The following is a 15,360-nucleotide window of genomic DNA, read 5'->3' as shown; positions in this document are numbered from 1 at the left end:
GACTCTGATGGCGACCGTCGATCTGAAGGACGTGAAGAAGGTCTATCCCAGCGGCGTCGAAGCCGTGAAGGGCGTCTCCATCGCCATTCCCGACAAGGAGCTTTGCGTGCTGGTCGGGCCGTCAGGTTGCGGTAAGTCCACGCTGCTGAGGATGATCGCCGGGTTGGAGACCATTTCGGCCGGTACAGTCGCCATCGACGGCAAGGTGGTCAACGCCATCGGCCCGACCGAGCGCGACATCGCCATGGTGTTCCAGAATTACGCGCTCTACCCACATATGAAGGTCTATGACAACATGGCCTATGGCCTGCGCAACCGCGGCACGCCGAAGGACGAGATCGATAGCAGGGTACGCTCGACGGCCAAGGTGCTGGAGCTTTCGGCGCTGCTCGACCGGCGCCCGCGCGAGCTTTCAGGCGGTCAGCGCCAGCGCGTCGCCATGGGTCGCGCCATCGTGCGCAACCCGAAGGTCTTCCTGTTCGACGAACCACTGTCCAACCTCGATGCGAAATTGCGCGGGCAGATGCGCATCGAGATCAAGAATCTGCAGCGCTCGCTTGGCGTCACCTCGGTTTATGTCACGCACGACCAGCTTGAGGCGATGACGCTGGCCGACATCCTCGTCGTCATGAACGCCGGACTGGTCGAGCAGACCGGCGCGCCGCTTGATGTGTACGAGAAACCGGCCTCGACCTTCGTCGCTTCGTTCATAGGCGCACCGCCGATGAATCTGCTGGCGCTCACAGGGGCCTCCCCAAGCTTGGTATTGGCCGACGGTACGGTGATTGGCTTGGCGCCTCGACAGGGCAAGGCGGTGACACTGGGCTTTCGTCCGGAGGACGCCGATATCACCTTCGCGGCAGAGGCGCCGGCCGGCGCGCTCGCGCTGCCGGCGACAGTGGAAGCGGTCGAACCGGTCGGTGCCGAAAGCTTTCTCCATTGCGTGGCAGCCGGCAGCCGCATCGTGGTGCGCGTCTCAGGCCGCGCCAGCGCCAAGCCAGGCGACCGATTGCGCGTCGTGGCCAGGTCCGAAAAGCTGCATTGGTTCGATCAAGCGGGCAAACGGGTCGATTGAAATCGGCCTTGCGCAAAACCGTTCAGGCAAACACATGCGCCTTGCCCGACACGGTCAGCCGCACGATCTCGCCGACCGCAGGCGCGTCCATGCCCGGCTTGCGCAGGATCAATGGCGTGTTGCCGATGGCGGCGGCGTCGGGCGGATCTGGGCTGTTCAAGAGACGTACGGCGATCGTGCACATCGAGCCCGCGAATTCGGATTCCGTGACCTCGCCGAACAGCATGTCCGGCGTGCCGGACATGCCTTCACGCGAGGTTCGTTTCAGCAGCACCTGCTCGGGCCGCAGCATGATACGGGCGATGTCGCGCCGCTCGGTGCTGTCGACGGCGATGCGGCCGAGCGGCGAGGTGGCGAAGCCATCAGCGATCCGGGCCGGCAAGACGATGGCGTCGCCGAGGAACTCGGCGATCATCCTGTCCTTCGGCCTGAAATAGAGCTCGCGCGGCGTGCCGACCTGCGAGAATTTGCCGTCGCGCATCACCGCGACCTGGCCGGCGAATGACAGCGCCTCGGCCTGATCATGGGTGACCAGGATGGTGGTGATGCCGGCGGTTTCAAGGAGCTCGGCCACGGCCTTGCGCATCGAGGCGCGCAGGCCGGTGTCGAGCGCCGAGAACGGCTCGTCGAGCAGCATCAGCCGCGGCTTCATGGCCATGGCGCGGGCGAGCGCGACGCGCTGCTGCTGGCCGCCGGAGAGCTCATGCGGGCGGCGCCTCAGGATTCCTTTGTCCAGTCCGACGACATAGGCGAGCTCGGCGATGCGCTCACTGCGCTTTTCCTCGTGACGCCCCATGCCGAAGCCGATATTGGCGGCGATGCTCAGATGCGGGAACAGAGCGCCGTCCTGCGCCACCAGCCCGATGCCGCGGCGATGCGCCGGCACGGCCGTGTCGCCATCGGCCAGCACCTCGCCATCGAGCACGATGCGGCCCTGGTCCGGCGCCTCGAAGCCGGCGATCAGCCGCAGCAAGGTGGTCTTGCCGCAACCGGATGGCCCGACGATTGCCGTACGGCTGCCGCTGACCACGCTGAGGTCGACGCCGGCAAGTGCTGCGACAGGCCCGTAGTGCTTGTGGATGCCGCTCAGCTCGAGAAAGCTCATCGCCCGGCCATCCGCTTCGACTGGACGTAGAGCAGCCAGGTCAAAGGCAGCGACATCGCTACCATGATCAGGGCATAAGGCGCCGCCGACGCATAGTCGATCTCGCCGCTATAGGACCAGAACGCCATGGCCAGCGTGCGGGTGCCGTTGGGTGCCAGCATCTGGGTTGCGGTCAATTCGTTCATGATACCCAGCGCGACCAACGCCATGCCGGCTGCGGCGCCCGGCGCCGACAGGCGGATGGTCGTCGACCACAGCGCCTTGAGCGGCGACCGGCCTAGGCTCGAGGCGGCGCGTTCGAGCTCGACTGGCGCCTGTGCGATCGACGCCCTGAGGCTAATCAGGGCGCGCGGCAGGAACATCAGCGCATAGGCGACCAGGATGGTGAACAGGGTCTGGTAGAGCGGCATGGCGATACGCACGGCGATGGTGACCAGCGCCAGCGCGATGACGACGCCAGGCAACGCGCCGACGATATAGTTGCAGCCCTCCAGGACGCGTTGCAGCCTTCCCGGCGCGCGGATCGAGATCCACGCCATCGGCATTGCCGCGACGGTGGCGAGCAGCGCGCCGGCAATCGCCAGGAACAGCGTCTGGCCAAGCGCCAGACCGATCTCGTCGAGCCGCCAGACATTGGCGCCGCCGGCCACGAGCCAGCGGCCGATGGTGGCGAACGGCACGCCGAGCGCCAGCAGCGTGGTAATGGCGGGCAGCAGCAGGCAAGGAATGGTGGCGCGCCCAAGGCCCGTGCGCTGCTGCTGGCGCGCAGCACCCGAACCGACGCGGGCATAGCGCTCTTCGCCGCGCACCAGCACCTCCAGACCGAGCAGCACAAGGCAGCAAGTCACCAGCACGCCGGCCAGCATGTTGGCGGCGGGACCGTTGAAGGTCGACTGAAACTGGTCGACGATCGCGGTGGTGAAGGTGTCGAAGCGGATGAAAACGTAAAGGCCGTATTCGGCCAGGAGGTGCAGGCCGACCAGCAGCGAGCCGCCGCAAATGGCGAGTCGGAGCTGCGGCAGCACGACACGCCGGAACACGCGCCATGGGCCAAGCCCGAGGGCCGCTGCTGCATCTTCGAGAGCGGGATCGAGCCGGCGCAAAGCTGCCGCTATCGGCAGATAGAGGAACGGGAAATAAGCGATGACGGATACAAGCACGCCGGCCCACAGGCCGTGCAGTCTGGGCGCCATGGTGATCCAGGCGTAACTGTGGACGAAGGCGGGAATGGCGAGCGGCGCCACCGACAACCAGGCCCATAGGCGGGCCCCCGGCAGATCGCTGCGCTCGGTGAGCCAGGCCAGCGCCACCGACAGCACGATCGAAATCGGCACGGTCAGCACCACCAGCAGACTGGTGTTGACCAGAAGTTCGCCGACGCGCGGCCTGAACACCAGCGCCGCCACGGTTTCCCAGCCAGTCTGAACCGCCACCCAGACGATGAAGGCAAGTGGCAGCAGCGCGAAAAGCGAGACAAAGACGGCAGCCAGCGCAATCCATGAGACCGACCAACGACGTGCCCGCACGGCCGTGGTATCGGCTGGCAAGCCTGAAGGTGCGAGATCGATCGCCGACTGCATCAGATCAGACGTTGTGCCGTTTCCGCCCGAAGGCGGAAACAATCGTCGGCGAATGCGGCGAGCAGCTTGTGGTCATGGACAAATGCCATCTTGAAAACAGAGCGCTCCCGCGGAAAGCGAATTCCCACAGGAGCGCAGTCGGTTGCCCTTTTAGGACGAACGCCGGCTAAAGCAAGCCGGCCGCCGTCATCAGGTCGGTCACCTTCTTCGAGTTCAGCGTCGTCGGGTCGACTTTCGGCGCCTGCAGATCGGCCAGCGGCACCAGCTTCGGATTGGACTCGGCGCCCTTGCCGACTGCGTATTCGAACGAATCGCCTGTCTTCAGTACGTCCTGGCCGCCCTTGCCGGTGACCCATTTCAGGAAAGCCTGCGCTTCCTTCGGGTGCTTGCTCGAGGCCAGCACGCCACCGCCGGAAACTGAGACGAAAGCGCCGGGATCCTGGTGCTTGAAATAGTGCAGCTCGACGTTCTTGCTGTTCTCGCCGGTCTTGGCCTGATCGCCGTAATAGTAATAGTGATAGATCACGCCGCCTTCGACCTCGCCGGCATTGACCGCCTTCATCACCGTGCTGTTGCCCTTATAGGCGGTAAAATTCTCCTTCATCGCCTTTAGCCATTCGGCCGTCGCTGCCTCACCCTTGAGCTGCAGAAACGCGCTGACGATCGCCTGGAAATCGGCGCCGGAGGGCGATGCGGCCCAACGGCCCTTCCAGCTCGGATCGGCGAGATCGAGAAGCGATTTGGGCAGCTGGTCGGCGGCCAGCTTGGTCTTGTTGTAGGCAAAGACCGTGCTGCGCGCGGCGACGCCGACCCATTTGCCGCTCGCCGGCTGGTACTCCTGCGGAACCTGGGCCAGCGTCTCGGTGTCGACCGGTGCGAACAGGCCGGCCGCCTCGACTAATGCCATGGCCGGCGAATTCTCCGTCAGGAATACATCGGCGGGCGAAGCGGTGCCTTCCGCAACGATCTGATTGGAGAAATCGCTGTCGCCGCCATTGCGGACGGTAACCTTGATGCCGGTTTCCTTGGTGAATCCCTCCGCCCAGGCTTTGGTCAGGTTTTCGTGCTGGGCGTTGTAGACGACGATGCCCTCGTCCTCTGCTATTGCCGGGCCGGCGATCAGGCTGATTGCAAGTGCTGTCGCACCGGCAAGGGCGGAAAGAGCATATTTCATGGCGTCGTCCTCGATTTCGATGGTCGTTGGCTTGGCACGCTGCACCTACCAATACATGACTAGCGCAGTCAACATTGCTGGCCCACTCAATTGCTCAAAAGGGCAAACTTTCGTGATGCTCAGCTAATTTGCCTTGGACACTATTTCGCCGGCCCCGTAACAAATCAGCGCCGAGACGCGAATATCGGGGAGTGAACTCTTGTGAGCGGCAAGGACGAAGCCGAGCTTTCACGGCTGCTGCGGGCCGCGATCGCTGGAGACGAAAGGGCCTATGCCGACTTTCTGCACCGGATCGCCGCGCTCGTTCGTGGCTTTGCCCGGCGCAAGATCGTGCAGGGTGGGGTGGATCCCGAGGATATCGTGCAGGAAACCTTGCTGGCCATTCATGTGAAACGACACACCTGGCGCCATAATGCGCCGGTGCTGCCTTGGGTCTATGCAATAGCCCGCTTCAAGCTGATCGACGCGTTCCGGCGGCGCGGCCGGCGGATCGAGGTCGAGATCGACGAAATCGCCGAGACCTTCGCCGAGCCGGAAGCGGAGACGGTAAGCGAGCGCGACGTCAACCGGGCGCTCGACAGCCTGTCGCCGGCACAGCGTTCCGTCGTCTCGGCCGTATCGGTCGAAGGCCGTTCGATCGGTGAGACGGCGGCCAAATTCGGCATCAGCGAGACGGCTGTGCGGGTGTCACTGCACCGCGGGCTTGCCGCCATTGCCAAACGGTTCGGGGCGAGGCGGGAATAAAAATGAGGACCGAAGATCTCATCAAGGCGCTCGACGCCGATGCCCGCAGCAAGGCGCTGCCGCTAGGCGCCGCCTGGTGGCTTGCCGCCGGTGCGGCCATGGTGATCGCGGCCGCGGTTTTCTGGCTGACGATCGGCCCGCGCCCCGACATTGCGATCGCCATGCACACGATGCGGTTCCTGTCCAAATTCGTCTTCACGATCGCTCTTTCGGCCAGCGCCTTTGCCCTGGTGCATGCGCTGTCGACCCCCGGTGCATCGACCCGCCGAGCGGCAAGCTGCATGATCGCCGCCCCGCTGCTGGTGATTGTGGCCGTGATTCTCGAACTCTTCGCCGTGCCTGCGTCCGACTGGGGCACACGCCTGGTCGGGACGAACATGGTCATCTGCCTGACCTTCATTCCGTTGATCGGGATCGGCCCGCTTGCCGTCTTTCTCGCGGTCCTGCGCCATGGCGCGCCGACAAGGCCGGTGCTTGCCGGTGCGGCCGCGGGCCTGCTTGCCGGCGGGCTGGCGGCGACCTTCTATGCGGCGCATTGCTTCGACGATTCGCCGCTTTTCGTCGGCACCTGGTATACGATCGCGGTCGCCATCCTTGCCGTGCTCGGGGCGCTCGGCGGACGACTTTTTGTGCGCTGGTAGCGATAAGGATCAGCGTGTCGGAACGGGATGCTCGCCGCGATAGTCGTAAAAGCCGCGCCCGGTCTTGCGGCCGAGCCAGCCGGCCTCGACATATTTGACCAGCAGCGGGCAGGGGCGGTATTTCGAATCGGACAGCCCGTCATGCAGCACCTGCATGATCGACAGGCAGGTATCGAGCCCGATGAAATCGGCAAGCTGCAGCGGCCCCATCGGATGGTTGGCGCCGAGCTTCATGGCGGTATCGATGGCGTCGACCGAGCCGACACCTTCATAGAGCGTGTAGATCGCCTCGTTGATCATCGGCAGCAGGATGCGGTTGACGATAAAGGCCGGGAAATCCTCCGAGACGGTGATCGTCTTGTCGAGCTGCTTCACATAGGTTTTTGCCGCCTCGAAGGTCTGGTCCTCGGTGGCGATGCCGCGCACCAGTTCGACCAGCTTCATCACCGGAACCGGATTCATGAAATGTATGCCGATGAAGCGTTCCGGCCGGTCGGTCTGCGAAGCCAGCCGTGTGATCGAGATCGATGATGTGTTCGTCGCCAGGATGGCCTCGGGGTTGAGCTGCGGGCAGAGCTGGGCATAAATCTTGCGCTTGACCGTCTCGTCCTCGGTCGCTGCTTCGATCACCAGATCGGCGCCCGCAAGGTCGGCCATGGCCGGCGCCGCCGAAATACGCGCCATCGCCTCATTGCGCAGCGTTTCCTCGAGTTTGCCGGAGCCGACCTGACGGGCCATGTTGCCGCTGATCGTAGCAATGCCCTTTTCGATGCGGTCGGGCGAAATATCGTAAACCAGCACCCTATAGCCCGCCAGCGCCGACACATGGGCGATGCCGCCACCCATCTGGCCCGCGCCGATGATGCCGATCGTCTCGATCTTGCTCATTACCCGATCCCGTCGAGGCCTTTGCGGCCCGTTTTTTTGTGCAGTGCAAACTAAAAGGGCGGGGCGACTCGTCTACCCCACCCCTCGGAATTTAATACGCTTTGGCAGAAGGCGTCAAAGCGCCTTTTGCAGTTCCGGCAGAATGACGAAGAGATCGCCGACGAGACCGTAGTCGGCGACCTGGAAGATCGGCGCCTCCTCGTCCTTGTTGATGGCAACGATCACCTTCGAATCCTTCATGCCAGCAAGGTGCTGGATGGCACCGGAGATGCCGACGGCAATATAAAGGTCGGGCGCTACTACCTTGCCGGTCTGGCCGACCTGCCAGTCGTTCGGCGCATAGCCGGCATCGACGGCGGCGCGAGATGCGCCAACCGCCGCACCGAGCTTGTCGGCGACCGGCAGGATGACCTCCTGGAACTTCTCGGAGGAGCCCAGCGCACGGCCGCCCGAGATGATGATCTTGGCCGAGGTCAGCTCTGGACGGTCGGTCTCGGAGAGCTTGTTCTCGACAAAGCTCGACAGGCCGGGATTGGCCGCCGCCTGAACCGTCTCGACCGGCGCGGAACCACCCTCGGGTGCTGCCTGGAAGGAAGCGGTGCGCACCGTGATGACCTTCTTGGCGTCACTCGACTGCACCATCTGGATGGCGTTGCCGGCATAGATCGGCCGCTTGAAGGTGTCGGGCGACAAGACTTCGATGATTTCCGATATCTGGGCGACATCGAGCAGCGCCGCCACGCGGGGCGCGACGTTCTTGCCCGACGAGGTCGCCGGCGCGATGATCGTCTCGTATGGCTCAGCAAGCGAAACGACGAGTGCCGCCAGCGGTTCGGCGAGACGCTCGGTCAGTTCGTCAGCGTCGGCGAGCAGCACCTTGGTAACGCCCTTGAGCTTGGCGGCTGCGTCCGCTGCCGGCTTGGCATCTTTGCCGGCAACTAGCACATGCACGTCCGAACCGATCTGCAGCGCCGCCGAAAGCGCCTTGGCGGTCTGGTCGGAAAGCGCAGCGTTGTCGTGTTCGGCGATCAGAAGAACTGTCATTTTTTATCCCTTCCTGGCCTACAGCACGCCGGCTTCGTTTTTCAGCTTGTCTACCAGTTCGGCGACGCTCTTGACCTTGACGCCCGCCTTGCGGCCGCCCGGCTCCTCGGTCTTGATCACCTTCAGCCGCGGCTTGACGTCGGCGCCGTAGTCGGCAGGGCTCTTCTCGTCGAGCGGCTTCTTCTTGGCCTTCATGATGTTGGGCAGCGACGCGTAGCGTGGCTGGTTCAGGCGCAAATCGGCGGTGACGATTGCCGGCATCTTCAGTTCCAGCGTCTGCAGGCCGCCATCGACCTCGCGCGTCACCGTGGCCTTTTCACCGTCGAGCACGATCTTGGAGGCGAAGGTGCCCTGCGCCCAGCCGAGAAGTGCGGCCAGCATCTGGCCGGTCTGGTTGGAATCGTCGTCGATCGCCTGCTTGCCGAGAATGACAAGGTCGGGCTGTTCTGCCTCGACGACGCCCTTCAGCACCTTGGCGACGCCCAGCGGCTCAGTCTGCTCGTCGGTCTTGACCAGGATGGCGCGGTCGGCGCCCATGGCGAGCGCCGTGCGCAAGGTCTCCTGTGCCTGCTGCGGCCCGATCGACACCACGATGATCTCTTCGGCCTTACCAGCTTCCTTCAGCCGGATCGCCTCTTCCACCGCGATCTCGTCGAACGGGTTCATCGCCATCTTGACGTTGGCGAGTTCCACCGCCGAACCGTCCGCTTTCACCCGGACCTTGACGTTCGCATCCACAACCCGCTTCACGGGCACAAGGATCTTCATTTGCCTGTCACCTCTTTCACGATAGTCTCTCACGCTCGTCGGACGCGCTATAGCAGCGTGCACCTCTTCAGAGTTGTCGAAAGCCGACATTCCGGACGGAATTCTGGTCTTCGCCACGCCAGTAGGGTGGCGCTTCCGTAGTTGCGGCGACCCCGCGCGTCAATATCCGGGCGCACTCGGATCCTCGGCGAAGCACTCAAATCAGTTCAGTCCGGACCGGAAACGCTTCCTCGGCCCCAGCGCGGCGCCTGCTGCGCAGGTTGTGGTTCGCTTGGCGCCGGCTCTACGGCAACGGGCACATGGCCGGCGACCACCACAGTCTCTTCATCCGCAGCGGCGAGCAGCGGCACGCCGCGGCTGCGCAAGACAAGCACCAGCACGGCTCCGGCGATGATGCCGCCGATATGGCAGGCCCAGGAGACCTGATCCTCGCCTCCCTGGGCAAACATGAAGATCTGGAACAGGATCCACAGGATGAGCGGGATGAAAGCCGGGATACGCAACGGGATGCGGGCGAAGGCCAGCACCCACACCTTCACGCGCGGATAAAGGATCAGATAGGCAGCGACGACACCGGCGATGGCGCCCGACGCACCGATCAGCGGCACTTGCGAATCCCAGGCCACCAGACCCTGGAAGAAAGCGCCGGCAATGGCGCAAAGCAGGTAGAAGATGAGGTAGCGGATGTGGCCGAGTGCATCCTCGACATTGTCGCCGAATACCCACAGGAACAGCATGTTGCCGCCGAGGTGGAAGATATCCGCGTGCAGGAAGGAATAGGTCAGGTAGCTCAGGCTCTCGGGAATGACGACGAATTGCGGAGCGAGCTCGACGCTGTCATGCACGACCGACGGGATGAAGCCGAGGCCCAGCACCGCGGCGTTGGAGAAGTCCTCACCGCCAAGCGTGGTGACAAGGTAGATCAACACATTGAGCGCGATCAGGCCGATGGTCACATATTGCAGCTTGATGTGCCGCAGCCTGTTGGTGTCGTAAAGCGGGATGAACATCGGGTCCCCAGCTCGGCGGATTTCAGCGGTTCTTGCCAGGAACCCATAGCACGTCGGCGTTTCCGTTGTCATTGACCGCGCGCGCGGCAACGAACAAGAAGTCCGAGACGCGGTTGATGTACCTTATTGTCTCGCGGTTGACGGGCTCGTTTGGGTCTTGCGACAGCGCCACCATGATGCGCTCGGCGCGGCGCGCGACCGTACGGGCGAGGTGAAGGGCGGCGGCGGCCGGCGTGCCGCCATTGAGCACGAAGGATTTGAGCGGCCGCAGATTTTTATTGAGGAGGTCGATGTCCTGTTCGACGCGGTCGGTCTGCGAGGCGACGATGCGCAGCGGCTCGTAGTCCAGCGGCTTGCCATTATCGGGGACTGCCAGATCGGCGCCGAGATCGAAAAGATCGTTCTGGATGCGGCCGAGCATCGCATCGATCGCCGGATTTACTGCCGCTGTATGGATGCGGGCCATGCCGATGCAGGCATTGGCCTCGTCGACGGTGCCGTAGGCGTCGATGCGAAGGTCGGATTTCAGCCGCCGCTCGCCGGAGCCGAGACCGGTGGTGCCGTCGTCGCCAGTGCGGGTGTAGATCTTGTTGAGCTTGACCACGGGGTACCTCCCGACTGGTGCTGCGTCACTTACGGGTGAAATACACCGCCAGCATGATCAGCACCAAGGCCACGAACTGCAAGAGCACGCGCGTCTGCATCAGCTTGTTGGAGGTCATGCTGGAGCCGCCGCGCATCATGTTGATGAGGCCGCGCATCAGCACGATCACCACTGCGACCATGACAAGAACGGCGAGGATGTTGAAGACGGTTGCCATGGTGTGTTCCAGTTGAATTGCGTTCAGGCGCGTTTGGCGAGCAGACGGTAGAGTGCAGATGCCGGCAGGATGCGTTTAAAGATCGCGCCGATCCTGGCCGGCACTGTTACCACATAATGCGGGCGCGGGCGCCGCGACAGAAGCGCATGGTGCAAGGCGGCATAAACCACCTCCGGCCCGGGCTTCAGCCGCGATGTGCTGCCGCCGGCCCGCAGCCGTTTGAGTTGCGCCGCATAGGCGAGGCGATGAACGGAATTCTCGTGATCGATATTCGCCAGGAACCATGCGAGGCTGTTGCTGGCGATCTTCGATCTTACCGGCCCCGGCTCGATCAGCGAAACATGGATGCCGCTACCCCGGAGTTCTTGATAGAGGGACAGCATCAGCCCTTCGATAGCGTGCTTCGATGCCGAGTAGGCGCCGCGAAAAGGCACCGGCGCGAGGCCGAGGATCGATGAGCAATGAACGAGACGACCATGGCCCTGGCGGCGCATCACCGGTACGACGCGGCGAGTGAGATCATGCCAGCCAAAGACATTGGCCTCGAACTGCTGCCGCAAAGCCTGGACCGGCAGGTCCTCGACGGCGCCGGGCTGTCCGTATGCGCCATTGTTGAAGAGCGCATCGAGTCGGCCGCCGGTCCGTTCCAGCACCGACGTCACCAGCGCCTCGATCGATCCGGGCTCGGTGTAGTCCAGATAGAAGGCCTCAATGCCGTCGGCCTCGAGCGCGGCGATATCCTCGGGCTTTCGGGCCGTTGCGAACACCCGCCAGCCTTCCTTCTTAAGAGCATGGGCGCAATAGGCGCCTATACCGGAAGAGGCACCTGTGACAATGATGGTGCGCAACTCTTTTCCGGGAGGAATGGTGGTTTGACCTAGGGTTGTCATTTACTGCAAACCCTTCCCATATTCGCGGCGTCCGGACAATCGAAGGGAACGCGGTTCTTGTTGCGGAAGATCGTAGCCCTTAAACGCGTCCTCTACGACGCGCTCGGCCATTTCAACACCGACGACGGCTGGGCAATGGCCAGCCATCTGGCGATCACCGCGCTGATGGCGCTTTTTCCTTTCCTGATCTTCGCTACGACGCTGGCGAGTTTTTTCGGCGCGCAGGCCTTCGCCGACACCGCCGTGCACCTTGTGTTCGACACATGGCCCGAGCAGATCGCCAAACCGATCGCACGCGAAGTGCTCAACGTGCTTACCGTTAGGCGCAGCGACCTGTTGACGTACGGTATCGTGCTTGCCGGATACTTCGCCTCGAACGGCATCGAGGCGCTGCGCACTTCGCTCAACCGCGCCTATCGTGTCTCGGAAACGCGGGGCATCATCTACCGGCGGGTGCAGAGCATCATCTTCGTGCTGATCGCGACGGCCGGGTTTTTGGCGATCAGCGTGCTGCTGGTCTTCGCGCCGTTGCTGGCACGGCTGGCCGAGTCGCATTTCGAATGGATAAAGCCCTACATGGGCACGATCACGCTGTGGCGTTACGTCATCGCCTCGGTCGTCATCATCGGCGGTCTGTTCGCCGTGCATTTCTGGTTGCCGGCCGGCAAGCGCCGCTTCGTTTCGATCGTGCCTGGCATCATCTTCACGCTGATCGGCTGGCTTATCGGGTCGACCATCTTCGCCGCCTATCTCGATCATTTCTCGTCCTATGTGACGACCTATGCCGGCCTCGCCTCGATCATGATCGCCGTCGTATTCCTCTATATCGTCTCGGCGATCTTCATCCTCGGTGGCGAGCTCAACGCCGCGATCAGCCGCTATTTAGAGGCGCGTGCGAGAGTCGGCTGAGTTAAGCATGATCTTTTCCGAAAACCGGTTCCCACTTTTTGGGATCATGCTTTTGGCGGCTGAGCGGTCGCCAGCCCGACGCCGAGCGTCGCGATTGCCATGCCGGCGATCTGGAGCGGGCTCAACTGCTCACCGAACAATGCCCAGGCGATGACCGCGGTGACGGCCGGCACGAGGTAAAACAGCGAGGCGACCTTCGACATCTCGCCGTCGCGGATCATCACCATCAACAGGAAGATGGCGCCGATCGATAGCACCAGCACGAGCCAGGCCATGGCGAAAATCAGTTCGCCGTTGACGATGACCGTTCGGGTCTCGAAGGCGAACGAGGCCAGAGCCATCACCGATGCGCCGCCGACATATTGCCAGAACGTGGCAGCCACCAGATCGCCGCCGGAGGCGAAACGCTTCTGCCAGATCGTGCCCGCACTCATGCCGAGTACGGAGACCAGCGAGGCGCCCAGTGTTTCGGCCGTCACCCCGCCGCCGAGCGCGCCGAGCTTCGGCCAGAGCACGATTACCACGCCGATCAACCCGAGACCGAGACCGGCCCAGTGGCGCGGCAGGATGGCCTCGCCCAGAAGCCGGCCGGCGAGCACTGCCGTGATCAGCGGCTGAAGGCCGACGATCAGGGCTGAAAGCCCAGCGGGCATGCCCCGGTGGATGGACCAGAACACGCCGCCGAGATAGACCCCATGCATCAGGATGCCGGCGCCGGTCGCGTGCAGCGCCTCATCACGGGTGGCGCGGCTCGAACCTAATGCGGCCATCAAAGCGACAAGCAGGATTGCGGCCAGGACAAAGCGCGCGGCCAGGAAAGTAAAGGGCTCCGCCCACGGCATGGCATAGCGCGCGCCGATGAAGCCGGTCGCCCACAGGACGACGAAAGAGGCGGGGATGAACCGCTTGAGGCTGTGCATTTTCAGGAGGCCGCGGTGAATTCGGGTGAGGGATCGACTGCGGCGACTGCTTAATGCCGTTCGGGCCGGCAAGCAAAACCAAACGGTTGATCCATAGAGTCATTTGAATTGAAGGAGCGCCGTTGATGGCCGTCAGCTCGCAGGTCTAGCTAGAGACCGACCAGCCGCCTAACATCGTCGGGCGAGGCGCCCGCCGCACGCTGGGCGGCAAGGCTGGTATCGCCAAGACTCTTCGACAGTTTTCGTCCGTCCGGGCCGAGGATCAGGCGATGGTGAAAATAGGCCGGCTGCGGCAGGCTAAGCAGCTGCTGAAGCAGCCGCTGCACGCTGGTCGCGGAATAAAGATCCTGGCCGCGCACGACATGGCTGACGCCCTGCAGCGCGTCATCCACGGTGACGGCGAGGTGATAGCTGGTCGGGATTTCGCGGCGCGCCACGACCACATCGCCCCACTCGTGCGGATGGGCTTCGACACGACGCGCCGCGGAGAGCGTCTCGTCCGTGTATTCGGCCCATGACAGGTCCTTGCCGGCGCGCTCTATTGCCGCATCGACGTTCAACCGCCAGGCAAATGGCACATTTTCGGCGATGCGCCGCTTGCGTTCGCTCGTCGGCAGCGCCTTGTCGGCGGCGGGATAGAGCGGCACGCCGTCCGGGTCCCGCGGCCAGTCGCGGCCGCGCTTTTCGCTGTCGGCGATGAAGGCGCGGATCTCACTTCTGCTCATGAAGGCCGGATAGACAAGCTCCGCTTCGATCAACCGCTCGAGCATCGCCCGATATTCGGCAAAATGCTCGGACTGGCGGCGCACCGGTTCCTCCCAGCCAAGCCCCAGCCATTTCAGATCGCGAAAAATGCCTGCCTCGAATTCCGGCGTGCAGCGCGTCGTGTCGATGTCCTCGATGCGCAGCAGCAAGCGTCCGCCCGCCGCCTTTGCCAATTTCTGATTGAGCAGCGCCGAATAGGCATGGCCGAGATGCAGTTCGCCGTTCGGGCTCGGCGCGAAGCGGAATGTCAGCAGTGTCATTGTCCGGCGGGCAATCGGGTTGTGCGGCGCTTTCGCCAATTGCTACTTTGCGCCGGCAGCGTCGTGCGTCCAGAGGGACACGTGACGAAACGTGCGGCACTTTTGATTTTGGAATAAGCAGACATGCAACGCATCGCCAGCCTCGACGACATTGCGCAAGGGCTGGATAGGCTATGCTTGCTCGACCCACGCCTGGAAAAAGTGCGCGGCATGGCCGGCGAGGTGCCGCTCAGGCTGTCGGAGCCGGGGTTCAGGAGCCTTGCTTCCATCGTCGTTTCGCAACAAGTGTCCCGCGCGAGCGCCGATGCCATCTTCGGCCGCCTGACGGAACTGCTCGATCCGCTGACGCCGCAGGCGATCCTTGCCGCCGATGAGGCGATCTTTCGCAACGCGGGACTATCGCGGCCCAAGCAGCGCGGACTGATTGCCGTCGCCCAGGCGGTGGCCAACGGGCTCGACCTCGATCACCTCTGCCGGCTCGATGCAAGCGAGGCTATCGCGGCCATGACCAGGGTGCCGGGCATCGGCCCGTGGACGGCTGAAGTCTACCTTTTGTTTGCCGCCGGACACCCGGACATCTTTCCGGCGCGCGACGTTGCATTGCAGAGCGCGGTCGGCCATGCGCTCGGCATCGACCCGCGTCCGCCGGAGAAAATGCTGATCCGGCTTGCCGAATCATGGAGCCCGTGGCGCGGTGTCGCATCGCGGCTTTTCTGGGCTTATTATCGAGAATTGAAGGGCAGGGATGCCGCGCCTCCGGCCTGAA

At 63.5% G+C, this 15,360-nt stretch carries 17 protein-coding genes; 5 read left to right on the top strand and 12 right to left on the bottom strand.

Features of this window, described 5'->3' with window-relative positions:
* Window positions 1–7 precede the first annotated feature (7 nt).
* Window positions 8–1,075, top strand: coding sequence for a sn-glycerol-3-phosphate ABC transporter ATP-binding protein UgpC (gene ugpC / locus NKJ13_RS12215; RefSeq protein ID WP_352737908.1), 1,068 nt, complete (start codon window positions 8–10; stop codon window positions 1,073–1,075).
* 22 nt (window positions 1,076–1,097) lie between these two features.
* Here the strand turns inward: ugpC and NKJ13_RS12210 are convergent, their stop codons facing one another.
* From NKJ13_RS12210 to NKJ13_RS12200, 3 genes are all read right to left on the bottom strand, one after another.
* Entirely contained in the window at window positions 1,098–2,180 is a 1,083-nt protein-coding gene (locus NKJ13_RS12210) for an ABC transporter ATP-binding protein (protein ID WP_352737906.1), read from the bottom strand.
* Entirely contained in the window at window positions 2,177–3,760 is a 1,584-nt protein-coding gene (locus NKJ13_RS12205; protein ID WP_352737905.1) for an ABC transporter permease, read from the bottom strand. Before NKJ13_RS12205 ends, NKJ13_RS12210 begins: the two co-directional genes overlap by 4 nt.
* A gap of 166 nt (window positions 3,761–3,926) precedes the next feature.
* Complete coding sequence (locus NKJ13_RS12200) at window positions 3,927–4,934, bottom strand: iron ABC transporter substrate-binding protein (protein ID WP_352505108.1); 1,008 nt, start codon at window positions 4,932–4,934, stop codon at window positions 3,927–3,929.
* Window positions 4,935–5,135: 201 nt separating this feature from the next.
* On the opposite strand from NKJ13_RS12200, the gene NKJ13_RS12195 reads away from it, so the two are divergent.
* Complete coding sequence (locus NKJ13_RS12195) at window positions 5,136–5,678, top strand: sigma-70 family RNA polymerase sigma factor (RefSeq protein ID WP_352777818.1); 543 nt, start codon at window positions 5,136–5,138, stop codon at window positions 5,676–5,678.
* Window positions 5,679–5,680: 2 nt separating this feature from the next.
* Window positions 5,681–6,319 carry an NrsF family protein gene (locus tag NKJ13_RS12190; RefSeq protein ID WP_352777816.1) on the top strand — a complete coding sequence of 213 codons (639 nt, stop codon included), beginning with the start codon at window positions 5,681–5,683 and terminating at the stop codon, window positions 6,317–6,319.
* A gap of 9 nt (window positions 6,320–6,328) precedes the next feature.
* Here the strand turns inward: NKJ13_RS12190 and NKJ13_RS12185 are convergent, their stop codons facing one another.
* The 7 genes from NKJ13_RS12185 to NKJ13_RS12155 form a co-directional block, all read right to left on the bottom strand.
* Window positions 6,329–7,207: a 3-hydroxybutyryl-CoA dehydrogenase gene (locus NKJ13_RS12185; RefSeq protein ID WP_352777815.1), complete on the bottom strand. Its 879-nt coding sequence runs from the start codon at window positions 7,205–7,207 to the stop codon at window positions 6,329–6,331.
* Between the two features lie 114 nt (window positions 7,208–7,321).
* Complete coding sequence (locus tag NKJ13_RS12180; RefSeq protein ID WP_352777813.1) at window positions 7,322–8,251, bottom strand: electron transfer flavoprotein subunit alpha/FixB family protein; 930 nt, start codon at window positions 8,249–8,251, stop codon at window positions 7,322–7,324.
* Between the two features lie 18 nt (window positions 8,252–8,269).
* On the bottom strand, window positions 8,270–9,019 hold the full coding sequence (locus NKJ13_RS12175; RefSeq protein ID WP_352777811.1) for an electron transfer flavoprotein subunit beta/FixA family protein: 750 nt from the start codon (window positions 9,017–9,019) through the stop codon (window positions 8,270–8,272).
* A gap of 206 nt (window positions 9,020–9,225) precedes the next feature.
* Window positions 9,226–10,029, bottom strand: a complete 804-nt coding sequence (locus NKJ13_RS12170; RefSeq protein ID WP_254816674.1) for a rhomboid family intramembrane serine protease — start codon at window positions 10,027–10,029, stop codon at window positions 9,226–9,228.
* A 22-nt stretch (window positions 10,030–10,051) separates the two neighbouring features.
* Window positions 10,052–10,633, bottom strand: coding sequence for a cob(I)yrinic acid a,c-diamide adenosyltransferase (locus NKJ13_RS12165; RefSeq protein WP_352777810.1), 582 nt, complete (start codon window positions 10,631–10,633; stop codon window positions 10,052–10,054).
* A 25-nt stretch (window positions 10,634–10,658) separates the two neighbouring features.
* Window positions 10,659–10,850, bottom strand: a complete 192-nt coding sequence (locus tag NKJ13_RS12160) for a twin transmembrane helix small protein (RefSeq protein WP_352505113.1) — start codon at window positions 10,848–10,850, stop codon at window positions 10,659–10,661.
* Between the two features lie 23 nt (window positions 10,851–10,873).
* Window positions 10,874–11,740 (bottom strand): SDR family oxidoreductase, encoded by an 867-nt coding sequence (locus tag NKJ13_RS12155; RefSeq protein ID WP_352777809.1) that lies wholly within the window; start codon window positions 11,738–11,740, stop codon window positions 10,874–10,876.
* Window positions 11,741–11,797: 57 nt separating this feature from the next.
* Here NKJ13_RS12155 and NKJ13_RS12150 point away from each other — a divergent pair, with 57 nt between their 5' ends.
* Window positions 11,798–12,649: a YihY/virulence factor BrkB family protein gene (locus tag NKJ13_RS12150; RefSeq protein WP_254816677.1), complete on the top strand. Its 852-nt coding sequence runs from the start codon at window positions 11,798–11,800 to the stop codon at window positions 12,647–12,649.
* A 44-nt stretch (window positions 12,650–12,693) separates the two neighbouring features.
* Here NKJ13_RS12150 and NKJ13_RS12145 read toward each other — a convergent pair whose 3' ends face one another.
* Together NKJ13_RS12145 and gluQRS are read right to left on the bottom strand one after the other, a co-directional pair.
* Window positions 12,694–13,569 (bottom strand): DMT family transporter, encoded by an 876-nt coding sequence (locus tag NKJ13_RS12145; RefSeq protein WP_352777807.1) that lies wholly within the window; start codon window positions 13,567–13,569, stop codon window positions 12,694–12,696.
* A gap of 149 nt (window positions 13,570–13,718) precedes the next feature.
* Entirely contained in the window at window positions 13,719–14,594 is an 876-nt protein-coding gene (gene gluQRS / locus NKJ13_RS12140) for a tRNA glutamyl-Q(34) synthetase GluQRS (protein WP_352777804.1), read from the bottom strand.
* Window positions 14,595–14,717: 123 nt separating this feature from the next.
* Here gluQRS and NKJ13_RS12135 point away from each other — a divergent pair, with 123 nt between their 5' ends.
* Window positions 14,718–15,359: a DNA-3-methyladenine glycosylase family protein gene (locus NKJ13_RS12135; RefSeq protein WP_352777802.1), complete on the top strand. Its 642-nt coding sequence runs from the start codon at window positions 14,718–14,720 to the stop codon at window positions 15,357–15,359.
* Window position 15,360: the final 1 nt, after the last annotated feature.

It is taken from the genome of Mesorhizobium sp. M0174, assembly GCF_040322275.1.
In the GTDB taxonomy this organism is placed as follows: Bacteria; Pseudomonadota; Alphaproteobacteria; order Rhizobiales; family Rhizobiaceae; genus Mesorhizobium.
This window is presented reverse-complemented; position numbering and strand designations above follow the sequence as displayed.

What these genes read in the sequence shown, in the direction of transcription:
- NKJ13_RS12170 (WP_254816674.1), bottom strand. Translation starts at nt 10,029, where the DNA reads ATGTTCATCCCGCTTTACGACACCAACAGGCTGCGGCACATCAAGCTG.
- NKJ13_RS12185 (WP_352777815.1), bottom strand. Translation starts at nt 7,207, where the DNA reads ATGAGCAAGATCGAGACGATCGGCATCATCGGCGCGGGCCAGATGGGT.
- NKJ13_RS12180 (WP_352777813.1), bottom strand. Translation starts at nt 8,251, where the DNA reads ATGACAGTTCTTCTGATCGCCGAACACGACAACGCTGCGCTTTCCGAC.
- NKJ13_RS12135 (WP_352777802.1), top strand. Translation starts at nt 14,718, where the DNA reads ATGCAACGCATCGCCAGCCTCGACGACATTGCGCAAGGGCTGGATAGG.
- NKJ13_RS12160 (WP_352505113.1), bottom strand. Translation starts at nt 10,850, where the DNA reads ATGGCAACCGTCTTCAACATCCTCGCCGTTCTTGTCATGGTCGCAGTG.
- ugpC (WP_352737908.1), top strand. Translation starts at nt 8, where the DNA reads ATGGCGACCGTCGATCTGAAGGACGTGAAGAAGGTCTATCCCAGCGGC.
- NKJ13_RS12145 (WP_352777807.1), bottom strand. Translation starts at nt 13,569, where the DNA reads ATGCACAGCCTCAAGCGGTTCATCCCCGCCTCTTTCGTCGTCCTGTGG.
- NKJ13_RS12155 (WP_352777809.1), bottom strand. Translation starts at nt 11,740, where the DNA reads ATGACAACCCTAGGTCAAACCACCATTCCTCCCGGAAAAGAGTTGCGC.
- NKJ13_RS12210 (WP_352737906.1), bottom strand. Translation starts at nt 2,180, where the DNA reads ATGAGCTTTCTCGAGCTGAGCGGCATCCACAAGCACTACGGGCCTGTC.
- gluQRS (WP_352777804.1), bottom strand. Translation starts at nt 14,594, where the DNA reads ATGACACTGCTGACATTCCGCTTCGCGCCGAGCCCGAACGGCGAACTG.
- NKJ13_RS12205 (WP_352737905.1), bottom strand. Translation starts at nt 3,760, where the DNA reads ATGCAGTCGGCGATCGATCTCGCACCTTCAGGCTTGCCAGCCGATACC.
- NKJ13_RS12175 (WP_352777811.1), bottom strand. Translation starts at nt 9,019, where the DNA reads ATGAAGATCCTTGTGCCCGTGAAGCGGGTTGTGGATGCGAACGTCAAG.
- NKJ13_RS12200 (WP_352505108.1), bottom strand. Translation starts at nt 4,934, where the DNA reads ATGAAATATGCTCTTTCCGCCCTTGCCGGTGCGACAGCACTTGCAATC.
- NKJ13_RS12190 (WP_352777816.1), top strand. Translation starts at nt 5,681, where the DNA reads ATGAGGACCGAAGATCTCATCAAGGCGCTCGACGCCGATGCCCGCAGC.